We start from the raw sequence: 13,868 nt of genomic DNA, 5'->3' as shown, positions 1-13,868 counted from the left end.
GTGTCAGGGTCAAGGGAATCCGGTGCTAGCCTGCGCACGTGCGTATCGGTGAGCTGGCCGCCCGGGCAGGGGCGTCCGCACGGCAGGTGCGGTTCTACGAGGCGGAGGGCTTGATCACCTCGACCCGGGCGGCGAACAACTATCGCGACTACAGCGAGACGGCTCTGGGCCGCGTCCGGCAGATCCGCGAACTGCTGGACGCGGGACTGTCGATCCACGTGATCCGCGCGATCCTGCCCTGCCTGGAATCACCCCGCGACCCCATCGTCTTCGAAGGCGTGCTCCCCGAAACGGTGACGCTGCTCGAACACGAGCGCGAACGGCTGACCGGGCGCATCGACGTCCTCACCCGCAATCGCGACGCCATCGACGACTACCTCACCGAACTGCGGCAGCGCGCGCACTGATCAGGGGCCGAGGTCTCGCTCAGAACAGGGTTTTCGCGCGCAGCGAGTTGGCGAGGTCGACGAGCGCGTAGCGGTGGGCGCGCCCGGGCGCGACGCGGGCGAGCGAGCGCAGCCCGGCTTCGGTGCCTTCGCGCAGGTCGCGCTCGGTGAACGGCGCGCCGAGGAAATGAGCGTCGTGGCGGGCCGGTTCGCGGCCCGCCTGCAGCCAGGTCAGGGCGGCGCCGAGCACGATGACGCGCATCTGTGGCACCCTGCCCTCGCCCGCGGGCAGCGCGGCGATCCGGTCGGCGGCGACGTGCAGGGTGGTCTCGGGCAGTTCGGCGACCGGGGCGGCGGTGAGCAGCAGCAGGATCGCGGTGAGCCGGGCGGTGGTGTAGGCGCGGGAGGTCGCGGGGACCTCGTCGAGGGCGCGCACCGCGTCGTCCACCCGGTCCGCGGCGGCGAGTTGGCGGGCCAGGCCGAAAGCGGCGCTGACCACCGCGCGATCGGTGCGCCAGACGGTCTCGTAGTACTTCTCGGCGTAGGCGCGCCATTCCTCCCGGTCGGGGGCATCCCAGTGCTCGAGGATCAGTTCGGCGGTGGCGGCCAGCGCGAGCTTGGGTGCGATCTCGCCGGGCAGCACCCGCAGCACCTCTTCGAAACCGGCGAACGCCGCCTCGAACCGCTGCTCGCGCAGGTCGGCCAAGCCGCGGAACCAGTGCACCCGCCAGTCCGCGGGCTCGAGACCGGCGAGCAGACGCAGCGCTTCGGCGGCCTGCCCCTGATCGAGGCGGATACGGGCCTCGGCCAGCCGCAGTTCCGTGTGCGCCGTCTCGGGGGCGTGCTGCGGATCGGACTCGATGCGATCGCGAGCCGCCAGGAGCGCTTCCAGCGCCTGCTCCGGATCCGGTTGCAGGGTCGAGGCCAGCAGGCCGGCCGCGGGATCGGCCGGGTCGATGAGCGGGATCGGCAGCGCGAGAGCGACCTCGGTGGCCCGCAACCGGGCGTCGCGCGCGATTCCGTCGACGTAGGCGTCGGTACCGCTGATCAGTTCCTCGGTGCCGAACCCGCCGCGCTGTGGACTGAACACTGTGGACAGCTGGGGATGTTCCGCGCCGGACTCCGCTGCCAGGATCTCCCGCAGCACGCCCGCCGCCTGCGCCGACATCGCGCGCGCCGAAGGGAACCGGCGGGCCGGGTCGGGATCGGTCGCGCACAGCAGCAGCCGGTGGAAGAACTCGTGCCGGGCGAGCACGGGATGGTGGGCCGGATCGGGGATGCCGTCGGTGTAGTAGCCGTGGTCCATCGGCATATCCAGCGTCAGCACCGCCAGGGTGCGGCCGACGGTGTGGATGTCGGAGGCGACGGTGGGGCCGGTGGAGGCGATCTCCGGGGCCTGGAAACCCTTGGTGCCGTAGAGGGTTCCGTAGGCATCCAGGGCGGTCACCGCGCCGAGGTCGATCAGTTTGACCTGGTCTTCGGTGACCATGATGTTGTCCGGCTTGAGGTCGTTGTAGGCCAGGCCGATCGAGTGCAGGTATTCGAGCGCGGGCAGGATCTCCAACAGGTAGGCGATGGCCACGGTGACCGGCATCCGCTCGGGACGCTCGTGATCGTCGAGCAGTGAACGCAGCGACCGGCCGCCCACGTACTCCATCACGATGTAGCCGACCGGCTCGCCGTCCTTGCCCGGGTGCTCCACGAAATTGTGGATCTTGACGATGCTCGGATGCGCCACCTCGGCCAGGAACTGCCGCTCGGCCACCGCGACCGCCTGCGCTTCGGCGTCACCGGTGTGCAGCAGTCCCTTGAGGACCACCCAGCGGTCGCTCACATTGCGGTCGATCGCCAGATAGATCCAGCCCAGCCCGCCGTGCGCGAGGCAGCCCTGGATCTCGTACTGCCCGGCGACCATCTCGCCGGTGTGCAGCGACGGACGGAAATCGTAAGGGGCGCCGCAGTTCTCGCATGCTCCCGCGGATGTCGCCGGAGTCACCGCCGTGGCCCGGCCGACCGGCTTCGCGCACCGCCCGCAATAGCGCCTGCCCTCGCTGACCACCGGGTCGGTCAGTACGGCGGCCAGTGGGTCGGCGGGCGGGATCGCCGGGACCGGGACCAGGCCGCCGCCGAGTCTGCGGACGGTCGCCCGGGAGCGGGAGGTCCGCACACTGCGGCCCGAGGCGGTCGGCATCGAGGCCGGGCTCGCGCCGGAGGCGGGCTCGGCCTGCGGGCCGGAGCTGTGTGCGCGCTCCGGTTCGGAGCCGGAGCCCGATCGCGGGGCGACTTCGGCGGGGCGAAGCTCGAACCCGGTCGGGCGCGGGGTCAAGCCGGTGGGTGTGCCACCGGCTTCGGGCCGGGGCATCACGCCGGTCGGCGGGAAGTACTCGGCGCCGGGCCCGGGCATGGGTTCCGGCGTGGGCAGGTTTTCGGCGCGGGCGCCGTATTCCGTGCCGGTCGGCGGGAACTGTTCGGTGGCCGGTCGGGGCCGCAGGCCGGTGGCAGGAAGGTCGTCGCGTTCCCGCGTGGGCCAGGCGACGGTGGCGGGTGCGGCCTCCGGGGTGGGCCGCCCGACGCGCAGTGGCTCGGTGCGGGTCTCGGCCGTGTCGTCGTCGCGGCTCGGCGCGGCGGGCCGCAAGCCACCGGCGTGCGAGCGGTCGGGATACGCGGCGTCGGGGCGCGGGGCGTCGGGTTCGTTCATCGGCGCTCAGTCCTCGTAGGTCGCGGCGGGCGGGGTCGGCGCGGGTCCGAGGACCGAGAGCCATCGGTTGTAGAGGCTGGTCCAGGTGCCGTCGGAGCGTAGGCGTTCGAGCGTGCTGTTGACGAAGCGCACCAGATCGTCGGCGTCCTTGGGGATGCCGATGCCGTAGGGCTCGGCGCTGATGCTGTCGCCGACGACCTCGGTGTAGGGGTCCTGGGCGGCCAGGCCGGCGAGGATGGCGTCGTCGGTGCTCACCGCGTCGACCTGGCGCTGCTGCAAGACCACCAGGCAGTCGGCCCAGCTCGGCACCGTCAGCACGGCGGCGGCCGGCTGTTCGCGGCGGATGCGCTCCAGCGAGGTGGTGCCACGCACCACGCAGACCCGTTTGCCCGCCAGGTCGGCGATGCCGTTGATGCCGGAATCCTTCATCGCCAGCACCCGCTGGTCGGCGCGCAGGTACACCGTCGAGAACGCCACCTTCTCCTTGCGTTCGCAGGTGATGGTCATGGTCTTGGCGACCACGTCCACGGTCCGGTCCTGCAACGCCTGCTCGCGATCACCGGAACTGAGCGTGCGGAATTCGACCGATTCGGAATCGCCGAGCAGGTCGGCGGCGATCTCGCGGGCGATGTCGGCGTCGAAACCGACCACTCGGCCGGTGGTCGGATCACGGAAGCTGAACAGGTTGCTGCCGGTGTCCAGGCCCACCACGAGCCTGCCGCGGCGGCGGATGGCGTCGAGGGTGGGACCGCTGGTCGCGCCGGTCGGGCGCAGGCTAGCGGTCGGGTCGTCGCAGGATTGCTCCTCGCCCGGCGGCAGCGGCGCGGCGGTGTCGAGCAATTCCGCTCCCGCGGGCAGCGGCGGACTGGTGAACGCCGATCCCGACGGACGGCCGACCGGCTCCGGCGCCGACGCACAGCCGGTGAGGACCGTGCACCCGGCCAGCAGCGCGGCGCACACCGCGCGCCGGGCCCTCATCGGTACTCCCGCAGTCGCGGCCAGAGACCGGCGCAGACGCCGCCGATCGCGAGCAGCCCGAGCACCAGGGCGCCGGGGGCGAGGAAGTCCAGCGCGCGCGCCGCCCGCCAGGTGTGTTCGCGCTGGTGGGCGCGGGTCTGCGCCAGCGCGTCGTCCAGCGCGGAGTCCAGCATGTCGACCGCCGCCGCGGACTCCGAAGCGCCGGAACCGGTGGCGACCTCGGCCGCCCCGGTGTAGTCGCCGCGCGCCAGCGCCTCGTTCATCCGCTCGTGCGATGCCAGCCAGCGGGCCAGCGCCACGCCCGCTTCGCCGACCTCGTCGGTGGCCGGAGCGCTGTCCGAGTAGCCCTCGAGCAGGTCGGTGATCCGGGCGGTGCTCTCGTCGAAGATCCGGTCGTAGTCGCCGCTCGCATCGCGCCGGGCCAGTTTCAAGGTCTCCGCCGTGCGCGCCTGGTGGGTGAGGATGCGGCTCTCGACCAGCCGGGAACCGGGCACCGTGCCCTCGTCGCGTCCGCTGGTCATCGCCGCCGCCGAGATCGACCCGCCGATCACCGTCCAGGCCAGCAGGATCAGCATCGCCGCCGAGGCGGCCAGCAGACCGGGATTGAGCATGCGCCGCCACCGCCGCGCCAGCATCGTCTGCACCCACGCCAACGCCCCGAGCGCAACGAGCAGCAGCACGATGGCCGTCCACGGCGGCACAACATGCCTGCGGGCGGCCTCGTCGACCGCCGCCGACCGGTGGTCCTCCAATTCCTCGGCCATCGGCAGCAGCGTGCCCTGCATCTGGTGCGATGCCTCGCTCAGATACGCCGCGCCCACCGGGTAACCGCTGCGATTGTCGGCCCGGGCGGTTTCGACCAGGCCCGTGTACACCGGCAGGCCGGTGGCGATGCCGGTGCGCAGCCTGATGTCGGCGGCACTGTCGCCCGCGCCGATCACCAGTTCGGCCGCGGCCTCGCCGACCGCCCGGGTATAGCGGTCGCGCACCGTCTGCGGTTCCAGCCCGCCGGAGATGAAGGCGGTGGCCGCGGCGGCGTCGGCGATCGACATCGAGGTGTAGAGCCGGTGCGCGGAGTGCGCGTCCGGTTCGGTCTCGGTCAGCAGCACGTCGAGGGCCAGCTGTCGATCCCCGACCGTGCCCGAGGCGACCACGGCCGCGCTCGCGCACAACGCGATCAACAGCAATCCCGCCGCAATCAGCAAGCCAGGGGAGGAATTCGCGAAGGCGCGCACGTTCTCCGGGTCCAGCCGCTCCCGCAGCGCGGCGGCCGCGGCGGCGCGCTGCCTGGCGCCCGGTTTCTCCGGCGGTCGCGCGTGCCGGGTCGGCCACGGCGCGCGCGTACCCATCCCGGTCCGTCCCGGCTCTCGCCCGCCCCCCGCCCCGGGGCCGGCCCGTCCGCCCCCGACTTGCCGTCTCCGCCTGCGCGTCTGCCTCGGCGCCCGGATCTTCCCCGGTCTTCGATTCGGCCCACGCGCCGGCGCCGCTTCCCGCCCGTGTCATCCGTCCACCTCCGCGGTCCGCGTCCCGGCCGTGCGCCTGCATCGCAGTTTATTGTGGTCCTATCGATGCCGCGGCGCGTTGTACACCCCCGGAGCGGGTGCGAGGGGGGTGGTGTGCCGTGGGCGGAACAGGATGGTTGCGATGCGTGGTGACGGCGACGGGTGGTCCATCGGCCCGGACGGCCTACGGCACTGGGGTAAGTACGGTGCTGCCGGATTGTTGCTGCGAGCCCCGCTCGCAGGTGGAGGCTCGGCCGTGCTCCTGCAGCACCGCGCCCCCTGGAGCCACCAGGGCGGCACCTGGGCGCTGCCCGGCGGCGCCAAGGACAGCCACGAATCCTCGGTGCACGCCGCGGTCCGCGAAGCCGAGGAGGAAGCGGGCATCGCGCACACCGAGATCCGCGTGCGCGCCGAGCGGGTGACGGCATCGGTGCCCAGCGGCTGGACCTACACCACCGTCGTCGCCGACGCTCCGTCCACCCTCGAGACCAGCGCCAACCGCGAGAGCCTCGAACTCGCCTGGGTTCCCGAGGACGAGGTCACCGACCGCCCCCTGCACCCCGGCTTCGCCGCCGCGTGGCCCGCCCTGCGCGCCACCCCGGCCCGCGCCCTGCTGGACGAACTCGACTCCGACGGCCGTGACGCCGACGCGATCGCCGCCGCCCTGCCCCGCACGGTCGACCTCGCCGACCAGGGGTTCGTCTGGCTGCACACCGATCCCGACGGTCCCGGCGGCGACGCCCGCATCGTCTCCGCCCAGGAAGGCGAGTCCGCGGCATCGGTATCCACCCTGCTGATGACCGTCCGCCAGATCCTCGCCTGAGCTCGCCGGGCTACTCGGCCGTGCCGGTGAGCGTGATCCGGTAGCGCCGCACCGGACCGAGGCCGGTGTCCACGAGGCCTTCGAACGCGCCCCCGTTCCGCTCGATCGTCCTCGCCGAGGCGACATTGTCCGTCGCGCAGACCAGCAACACGTGGTCCATGCGCAGCGTGCGCGCCTGATCGAGGATTCGGCCGAGAGCCCAGGTAGCCAGGCCGCGCCCGCGCGCCGACGGCCTGATGCCGTAGCCGATGTGGCCGACGCGCCGCACGAGCTCTCCGTTCCCGTGCCTGAGCGCGATGCCGCCCGAGCACGTGGCCGTCTTCGTGGAGTGCCGGCCCCCATTCCCGATGCGCCCGCAGCCACGCCGCGTGTAAGCGGGTGGTCGGCGCGACGAGCTCGGGTGTCACTGTGCGGCGTTGGCCACCAGAGCGTCCTTGAGTTCGCGGGCCGCGGCTTCCGGATCGCGGGCTTCGGTGATCGCGCGGACCACGACGATGCGCTGCGCGCCGGCCGCCAGCACCTCGGGCAGCCGCTCGGCGTCGACCCCGCCGATGGCGAACCAGGGGAGGGTGGGATGGGACTCGGCGGTGGAGCGGACCAGATCCAGGCCGGCTGCTTGGCGGCCGGGTTTGGTCGGGGTGGTCCACACCGGGCCGGTGCAGAAGTAGTCGATGCTCTCGTCGATGGCGGCGAGGCCGGCTTGGGCGCGGTTGTGGGTGGAGCGGCCGATCACCACGTCGGGGCCGAGGATGCGGCGGGCGTAGGCGGGCGGTAGGTCGCCCTGGCCGAGGTGCAGGACGTCGGCGCCGGCGGCCAGTGCGATATCGGCGCGGTCGTTGACCGCCACGAGTCCGCCGTGCCTGCGCGCGACGGCCTTGAGTTCGGCGAGCGCGCCCAGTTCGGCCTTGGCTTCCAGGGTGCCGAACTCGGCTTCGCCTGCCGAGCCCTTGTCCCTGAGCTGGATGATGTCGACGCCACCGGCGAAGGCGGCGTCGGCGAACCTGGCCAGATCGCCCTTTTCCCGGCGCGCGTCGGTGCACAGGTAGAGCCGCGCGGTGGCCAGGCGCTCACGGGGCGGCAGGGGGCGGTTCGGGTGGGAGGGTTGCACGTCACAGACGGTAGCCGCGCTACGGTGGGGAAGCGAGCACAGGGCGTTCCCGTGCCGATATGCGACGCCGATCAGGTAGGTGGAAAACATGCGGACTCTGGCCGTCGTCGGCGGCGGTGCCATCGGATTCGCGGTGGCCTGGCGGGCCGCCGAGGTCGGGTGGCAGGTCACGCTGTTCGACGCCGCCGCGGGCTCGGGCGCGTCCCGGGTGGCGGGCGGCATGCTCGCCCCGCTGTCGGAGGGCTGGCCGGGGGAGGACAGCGTTCTCGGATTCGGCGCGGCCTCGCTGGCCCGCTGGCCGGAATTCGCCGCGCGGGTGGAGGCCGCCACCGGCGTGGCCGTCTTCGTCGCCGACGAGACCCTGACCGTCGCGCTCGACGCCGCCGATGCTGCCGACCTGCGCACGGTCGCCGACTGGGTGGGCGAGCGCGGCCACCACCTGCGGCTGCTCGATCGCGCCGGGGTGCGCGAACTCGAACCCGCCCTGGCCAGGACGATCCGCGCCGGGCTGCTGTCGAGCGAGCCCGCCATCGACAACCGGCTGCTGTTCGGTGCGTTGCGCGACGCCGCGGTGGCCGCCGGGGTCGAGCTGCGCGAGCACGCCGTGACCGATCCCGCCGCGCTGGACTTCGACCAGGTGATCGTCGCCGCGGGCGCCGCGTCCGGCGGGTTGTGGCCGGACCTGCCGGTGCGTCCGGTCAAGGGCGAGATCTTGCGCTTGCGGCATCGCCCCGGCGTCGCGCCCGCGCCGACCAGGGTGATCCGTGCCAGGGTGCACGGCCGCCCGGTCTATCTGGTGCCTCGCGCGCACGGGATGGTCGTCGGCGCCACCCAGTACGAGGTGGGCTTCGACACCACCGTCACCGTCGCGGGCGTGCGCGACCTGATCGCCGATGCCGAGGCGATATTCCCGGCCATCGGCGAATACGAGCTGGCCGAGGCCTCCGCCGGCCTGCGTCCTGGCACCCCGGACAATCTGCCGCTCATCGGCAGGCTCACCGACAAGGTCGTCGCCTCCACCGGTCACGGTCGTAACGGCATGCTCGCCGTCCCGCTGACCGTCGACGCGACCCTCGCCCTGCTCGCCGGGGACATACTGCCCGAGGCCGCGGGCGCCGACCCGCACCGCTTCACCGCGACGTCGTCCACCGCGTCGCCGTCCGTCACAGGAGGAGTTCGATGACCGCCATGTCCATCCCCATCGGTGTCACGGTGAACGGCGAGGACCACGAGTTCCCCGAGCCGCTGACCATCAGGGAGCTGCTCGAGCGTCTGACGCTGCCCTGCCAGGGTGTGGCCGTGGCCGTGGACGGCGCGGTCTTCCCGAAGTCGCGCTGGGACGAGCAGGTCGGCCGCGGCTGGTCGATCGAGGTGCTGACGGCGGTCCAGGGTGGCTGAGCTGTCCCATTCCGGGTTGTCCGGTCCCGGGTTGTCCGATCCGGCAACGGCGGCGGGCGCCCTGCCGCCGCTGCGCATCGCCGACCGCGAATTCGGCTCCCGGCTCATCATGGGCACCGGCGGCGCGGAGAATCTCACCGTGCTGGAGGAGGCGCTGATCGCCTCCGGCACCGAGCTGACCACCGTCGCCATGCGCCGCGTCGACGCCGCGGGCGGCACCGGCGTGCTCGATCTGCTGAAGCGCCTGGACATCATGCCGCTGCCCAATACCGCGGGCTGCCGCACGGCCGCCGAGGCCGTGCTCACCGCGCAACTGGCCGCCGAGGCGCTGGGCACCACCTGGGTCAAGCTCGAGGTCGTTGCCGACGAGCGCACCCTGCTGCCCGACTCGATCGAATTGCTCACCGCCGCAGAGCAACTCGTCGATGCCGGTTTCACGGTCCTGCCCTACACCAACGACGACCCCGTCCTGGCCCGCCGTCTCGAGGACGCAGGCTGCGCGGCCGTCATGCCGCTCGGCGCCCCCATCGGCACCGGGCTCGGCATCGGCAATCCGCACAATATCGAGATGATCGTGGCCGCGGCGGGCGTCCCGGTGATCCTCGACGCGGGCATCGGCACCGCCAGCGACGCCGCCCTGGCCATGGAACTCGGCTGCTCGGCCGTACTGCTGGCCACCGCCGTCACCCGCGCCAAGCAGCCCCCGCTGATGGCCGCCGCGATGGCCGCCGCCGTGCGCGCGGGCCTGCTCGCCCGGCAGGCGGGCCGCATTCCGAAGCGCTTCTGGGCTCAGGCCTCTTCCCCACTGACCCCTTAGACGGCCGGGACTCCGGTCATTCTCGAGGATGACCGGATTCCACCCCTGAGTGGTGACGCGGAAGGCCCCTCGGTAGGGAATGCTGGTGCCCATGATCGAAGTGAGGGGTCTGACCAAACATTACGGCCGGACCGCCGCCGTCGAGGATCTCACCTTCACCGTCCGGCCCGGACAGGTGACGGGCTTCCTCGGACCCAACGGCGCGGGCAAGTCGACGACGATGCGGATGATCCTCGGCCTGGACCGGCCGACGGCGGGCACCGCGCTCATCGACGGCAAGCCGTACCACGAGATCGAGAACCCGCTGCGCACCGTCGGCGCGTTGCTCGACGCCAAATGGGTGCACCCGAATCGTTCGGCGCGCGCCCACCTGCAATGGCTGGCCGCGTCCAACGGCATCGAGAAGTCGCGAGTCGAGGAGGTGCTGCGGCTGGTCGGCCTGACCGAGGTCGCGGGTCGCAGCGCGGGCGGGTTCTCCCTCGGCATGTCCCAGCGGCTGGGCCTGGCGGGCGCGCTGCTCGGCGATCCGAAGGTGCTGCTGTTCGACGAGCCGGTGAACGGCCTCGATCCCGAGGGCATCCTGTGGATCCGCCGGTTCATGCAGCGCCTGGCCGCCGAGGGCCGCACGGTTCTGGTGTCGAGCCACCTGCTCTCGGAGATGGCGCAGACCGCCGAGCACCTGGTGGTGATCGGCCGCGGCAAGCTCATCTCCGACACCACCACCAAGGAGTTCATCGAGCGCGCTTCCGAGCAGAGCGTCCGGGTCCGCAGCCCGCAGCTCGACGAACTGCGCAGCGTGCTGACCTCGGAGAACCTGACCGTGCGCGAGGACGGCGCCGGTGCGGACGGCCCCGCGCTGCTGGTGGCCGGCGTGACCAGCGACGCGGTCGGCACGCTGGCGAGCAAGAACAACATCACCCTGTTCGAGCTGTCCCCGCAGCGCGCCTCGCTGGAGGAGGCGTTCATGCGGATGACCGGCGGCTCGGTGCAGTATCACGGCGAAGGCGCCGACCAGGTGGGCGTGCCGGGACCCGGCGCGCAGATCGCAGCGATGGGAGGTGCGCTCCGATGAGCGTATTGGCCGCGGAACGAATCAAACTGACCTCCACCCGATCGCCCTGGTGGTGCACCGGCCTGGCGATCGTGTTCTCTCTCGGCATCACCGCGCTGTTCGGCCTGCTGCTCAACGTCACCATGAACGCGTGGAAGGACGATCCGTCCATCGCGCCGGAACCGCCGCTGGCCGACAATGTGCTCTCCGCGCTCGGCATCACCGGCGCGGCCTTCCTGCCCGGCTTCGGCTACATCCTCATCATGATCATGTGCGCGCTGGCCGTGACCAGCGAATATCGCTTCGGCACCATGCGCGCCACCTTCCTGGCCGTGCCGAACCGGACCGCGGTGCTGGCCACCAAGGCCGGGATGCTCGCGGTCGGCGCGGCCGTGCTGTCGGGGGTGCTCACCTTCCTGAGCTTCCTGATCCTGAAGGTGGTCACCACCGACGAGGTCGGGGTGAATCTCAGCCTCACCGACGGCGATACCAAGATCTTCTACGCGGTCCCGATCTTCATCGCCCTGGTGGCCGTGCTCTCGGTCGGTGTCGGCGCGCTCATCCGCCAGTCGGCGGGCGCGATCTCCCTGTTGATCGTCTGGCCGGTGCTCATCGAACCGATTGTCGGCGCGTTCGGTAAGTACGGACGTAATATTCAGGTGTTCCTGCCGTTCCAGAACGCGAACCGCTTCCTCGGCATGGAGGACACCGGCTTGCCCTGGCACTGGGGAGCCTGGGCCGCGCTCCTGTACTTCACAGCCTTCGTCGCGATCGTCTTCACCGCCGCGGTGGTCGTGGTCAACAGGCGCGACGCCTGACACAACAAGCCTCCCGGGCAGCGCCCTCGCCGCCCGGGGATCGCGGATGCGACCTTGTCGGGAGGTCCGCTCCGCGTCGGCGCGGTCACCACTGCCCGGTGATCGCGCCCCGAACGGCCCGGCGTGCGAAGGACTACCTTCCACGCCGGGCCGTCGTCGTTCTCGTCGATGGTCGTCGGACACCGCCGGACAGCCGCTGCGGCTCGGCGTCGCGTCTGCTCCGACGAGGTGGTCGCCGATGCCGATGTGACAGGATCACGGGGGTTCGGCGATCTGCAGCAGGAGGACTTTTCGTTGGTTCTGTCGTTGGGAGCCAATGGTTCTCGCTGGTTCCGGGTGGCGATTTCGGTGTTGGTGGTCGGGGTGGGAGTGCTCGGTGCGCCGGGATTCGCGGCGGCCGGGGACGGTGTCGATCCCTATATGGATCAACTCGCCGAGAATGCGCAGACGCCGGAATTCCACTGGGCCGATTGCGCGGACGGATTCGAGTGTTCCTCCGCCCGGGTGCCGTTGGATTACCGCGAACCCGGTGGCGAGCAGATCGAATTGGCGGTGATCAAACTGCCCGCGACCGATCCGGGGCGGCGTATCGGGACGTTGTTCGTGAATTTCGGCGGCCCCGGGCCGTCCGGCGTGGATCGGTTACGGGAGCGGGCGCGTTGGCCGTGGTTGTTCTCGGAGGAATTGCGCGCACGGTTCGATCTGGTGTCCTGGGATCCGCGCGGGGTGGCGCGCAGCTCGCCGGTCGATTGTTTCGCCGACGCCGAGGAGCAGCGCGCGTTCCTGGGTGCCATGCCCGAGCTGCCGACCGTGCCGGGCGAAGAGGCGCCGTTCTTCGCCTGGTCCCGGGAGTTCGCCGAGCGGTGCACTCGGCATGCGGGCCGGATCCTGGATCACGTGTCGACCGTCGACACGGCGCGGGATCTGGACCTGTTGCGGCGCGCCGTGGGCGACCCGGAACTCACCTACCACGGTATTTCCTACGGGACGCAGGTCGGCGCGATCTACGCGAACATGTTCCCGAGCCGGGTGCGGGCGATGGCGTTCGACGGTTCGCTGGACTTCGAGGGCAATGTCACCGGCCACGGGGACCAGGGATCGGCCGTTCCGCTGGACGCCAGGCAGAATGTCGCCGCCGGAATCGCCGCCACCTTCGACGAATTCCTGCGGCAATGCGCCGCCGCCGGACCCCGGTGCGCTTTCTCGGCCGGCGATCCGAAGTCCAAATGGACGGTGCTGGCCGAGCGCGCTCGGCTGGCACCTATTCGCCTCGATGGCGAGGCGTGGACCTACGCGGCGGTCCTCGGCGCCGCGTCGAGCCTCTCGCAGTCGTCGAATTACCCCGCCCTCGCGACCCTGCTGCAACGGTTGTTCGACGCGGGCACCACCGTCCAGGGTGTGCTGCCGGTGGCGAGTGGCGGCCCCTACCCCGGCAACCGGACCGAGGCGTACCACGCGATCCAGTGCGCCGACAGCACCGTCCCGACCGACCCGGCCGCCTACAGCCGCGCCGCGATCTCCGAAGACCAGCGCGTGCCCTACTTCGGCCGGATCGCGGTCTTCAGCAGTACCGCCTGCGCGTTCTGGCCCGGCCCGGACCCCGATCGCTACACCGGCCCGTGGAATCGCCGCACCGCCGCCCCGATCCTGGTGCTCAACACTCGCTACGACCCCGCGACCCCGTTGCCCGGAGCGCGGGCGGGCGCCGCGCAACTGGCCGACGCGCGGGTGGTGATCGTCGAAGGCGCGGGCCACAGCACCATGTACGCGCCGAGCACCTGCGCCGAACAGGTCAAGCGGGAGTACCTGTTCACCGCGTTGCCGCCGCCCGAGGACACCGGTTGCGCTGTCGACCGATCTCCCTTCGACTGATCCGGGACAACGGCGACCTCGTGTCCGGGTACGACGAGCTGTCCCGATCCCGTGTGCTCATGGGCGCCCGCGCGGCTCACACCACGGCGGAGGATGTCAGCCCAGGCCCCAGAAGAGCCCGGCCGCGGCAGCCAGCGCGCCGCAGATTGCCAGGCCGATGGCGACGGGCCGGGAGGTCTTCCACAGCGAGTAGGCGCCGCCGAGCAGGAAGCCGGCGAGGGCGAGCAGCAGGATCATCGTCACGTCGGTGGACATTGGGCCGATTCTGCCGTGTGCTCGGGTCGGCGGGTGCACGATAGGCGGGTGGCGCGTCCGACGCGGGCTCGCCGGTGCGGTTTCGCGCCGGGTTCCGGCTCTCCGGATAGCGCGCTGATCTGCGGGAACAAGTAACAAGCACGCTAGCTTGATTTTTTCTGG

Annotated in this window: 14 protein-coding genes; 8 read left to right on the top strand and 6 right to left on the bottom strand. The window is 71.6% G+C overall.

The window, feature by feature from the left end:
- Positions 1–38 precede the first annotated feature (38 nt).
- Positions 39–407 (top strand): MerR family transcriptional regulator, encoded by a 369-nt coding sequence (locus ON26_RS25175; RefSeq protein ID WP_040799233.1) that lies wholly within the window; start codon positions 39–41, stop codon positions 405–407.
- Between the two features lie 19 nt (positions 408–426).
- On the opposite strand, the gene ON26_RS25170 is transcribed toward ON26_RS25175, so the two are convergent.
- The 3 genes from ON26_RS25170 to ON26_RS25160 all read right to left on the bottom strand — a co-directional run bounded on the left by ON26_RS25170 (position 427) and on the right by ON26_RS25160 (position 5,411).
- Positions 427–2,748, bottom strand: coding sequence for a serine/threonine-protein kinase (locus tag ON26_RS25170; RefSeq protein ID WP_083884344.1), 2,322 nt, complete (start codon positions 2,746–2,748; stop codon positions 427–429).
- 342 nt (positions 2,749–3,090) lie between these two features.
- Positions 3,091–4,062 carry a glutamate ABC transporter substrate-binding protein gene (locus ON26_RS25165; protein ID WP_040799231.1) on the bottom strand — a complete coding sequence of 324 codons (972 nt, stop codon included), beginning with the start codon at positions 4,060–4,062 and terminating at the stop codon, positions 3,091–3,093.
- Positions 4,059–5,411 carry a GlnX family signal transduction membrane protein gene (locus ON26_RS25160; protein ID WP_040799229.1) on the bottom strand — a complete coding sequence of 451 codons (1,353 nt, stop codon included), beginning with the start codon at positions 5,409–5,411 and terminating at the stop codon, positions 4,059–4,061. The genes ON26_RS25165 and ON26_RS25160 overlap by 4 nt, the downstream gene beginning before the upstream one ends.
- Before the next feature lie 295 nt (positions 5,412–5,706).
- Here ON26_RS25160 and ON26_RS25155 point away from each other — a divergent pair, with 295 nt between their 5' ends.
- A complete protein-coding gene (locus tag ON26_RS25155) occupies positions 5,707–6,387 on the top strand; it encodes an NUDIX domain-containing protein (protein WP_040799368.1) in 681 nt (226 codons plus the stop codon).
- 10 nt (positions 6,388–6,397) lie between these two features.
- Here the strand turns inward: ON26_RS25155 and ON26_RS34275 are convergent, their stop codons facing one another.
- Together ON26_RS34275 and thiE are read right to left on the bottom strand one after the other, a co-directional pair.
- Positions 6,398–6,655 (bottom strand): GNAT family N-acetyltransferase, encoded by a 258-nt coding sequence (locus tag ON26_RS34275; RefSeq protein ID WP_051027533.1) that lies wholly within the window; start codon positions 6,653–6,655, stop codon positions 6,398–6,400.
- Positions 6,656–6,790: 135 nt separating this feature from the next.
- Positions 6,791–7,495 carry a thiamine phosphate synthase gene (gene thiE, locus ON26_RS25145; RefSeq protein ID WP_051027554.1) on the bottom strand — a complete coding sequence of 235 codons (705 nt, stop codon included), beginning with the start codon at positions 7,493–7,495 and terminating at the stop codon, positions 6,791–6,793.
- A gap of 88 nt (positions 7,496–7,583) precedes the next feature.
- On the opposite strand from thiE, the gene thiO reads away from it, so the two are divergent.
- From thiO to ON26_RS25115, 6 genes are all read left to right on the top strand, one after another.
- On the top strand, positions 7,584–8,678 hold the full coding sequence (thiO, locus tag ON26_RS25140) for a glycine oxidase ThiO (RefSeq protein ID WP_040799227.1): 1,095 nt from the start codon (positions 7,584–7,586) through the stop codon (positions 8,676–8,678).
- Positions 8,675–8,893, top strand: coding sequence for a sulfur carrier protein ThiS (thiS, locus tag ON26_RS25135; protein ID WP_040799226.1), 219 nt, complete (start codon positions 8,675–8,677; stop codon positions 8,891–8,893). The genes thiO and thiS overlap by 4 nt, the downstream gene beginning before the upstream one ends.
- Positions 8,894–8,924: 31 nt before the next feature.
- Positions 8,925–9,710: a thiazole synthase gene (locus tag ON26_RS25130; RefSeq protein WP_085999088.1), complete on the top strand. Its 786-nt coding sequence runs from the start codon at positions 8,925–8,927 to the stop codon at positions 9,708–9,710.
- A 91-nt stretch (positions 9,711–9,801) separates the two neighbouring features.
- Positions 9,802–10,782 carry an ABC transporter ATP-binding protein gene (locus ON26_RS25125; RefSeq protein ID WP_040799361.1) on the top strand — a complete coding sequence of 327 codons (981 nt, stop codon included), beginning with the start codon at positions 9,802–9,804 and terminating at the stop codon, positions 10,780–10,782.
- On the top strand, positions 10,779–11,579 hold the full coding sequence (locus ON26_RS25120; RefSeq protein ID WP_040799224.1) for an ABC transporter permease: 801 nt from the start codon (positions 10,779–10,781) through the stop codon (positions 11,577–11,579). The genes ON26_RS25125 and ON26_RS25120 overlap by 4 nt, the downstream gene beginning before the upstream one ends.
- A gap of 294 nt (positions 11,580–11,873) precedes the next feature.
- The gene (locus ON26_RS25115; RefSeq protein ID WP_040799358.1) at positions 11,874–13,451 is read left to right on the top strand and encodes an alpha/beta hydrolase; all 1,578 of its coding nucleotides are present in this window, start codon (positions 11,874–11,876) and stop codon (positions 13,449–13,451) included.
- A gap of 96 nt (positions 13,452–13,547) precedes the next feature.
- On the opposite strand, the gene ON26_RS33955 is transcribed toward ON26_RS25115, so the two are convergent.
- Positions 13,548–13,706 (bottom strand): CG2302 family histidine operon protein, encoded by a 159-nt coding sequence (locus ON26_RS33955; protein WP_169333766.1) that lies wholly within the window; start codon positions 13,704–13,706, stop codon positions 13,548–13,550.
- Between the last annotated feature and the right edge of the window lie 162 nt (positions 13,707–13,868).

The sequence above is a fragment of the Nocardia higoensis NBRC 100133 genome, from assembly GCF_000308595.1.
In the GTDB taxonomy this organism is placed as follows: domain Bacteria; phylum Actinomycetota; class Actinomycetes; order Mycobacteriales; family Mycobacteriaceae; genus Nocardia; species Nocardia higoensis.
The sequence above is the reverse complement of the archived record's forward strand: the minus strand, read 5'-3'. Positions and strand labels throughout refer to the sequence as shown.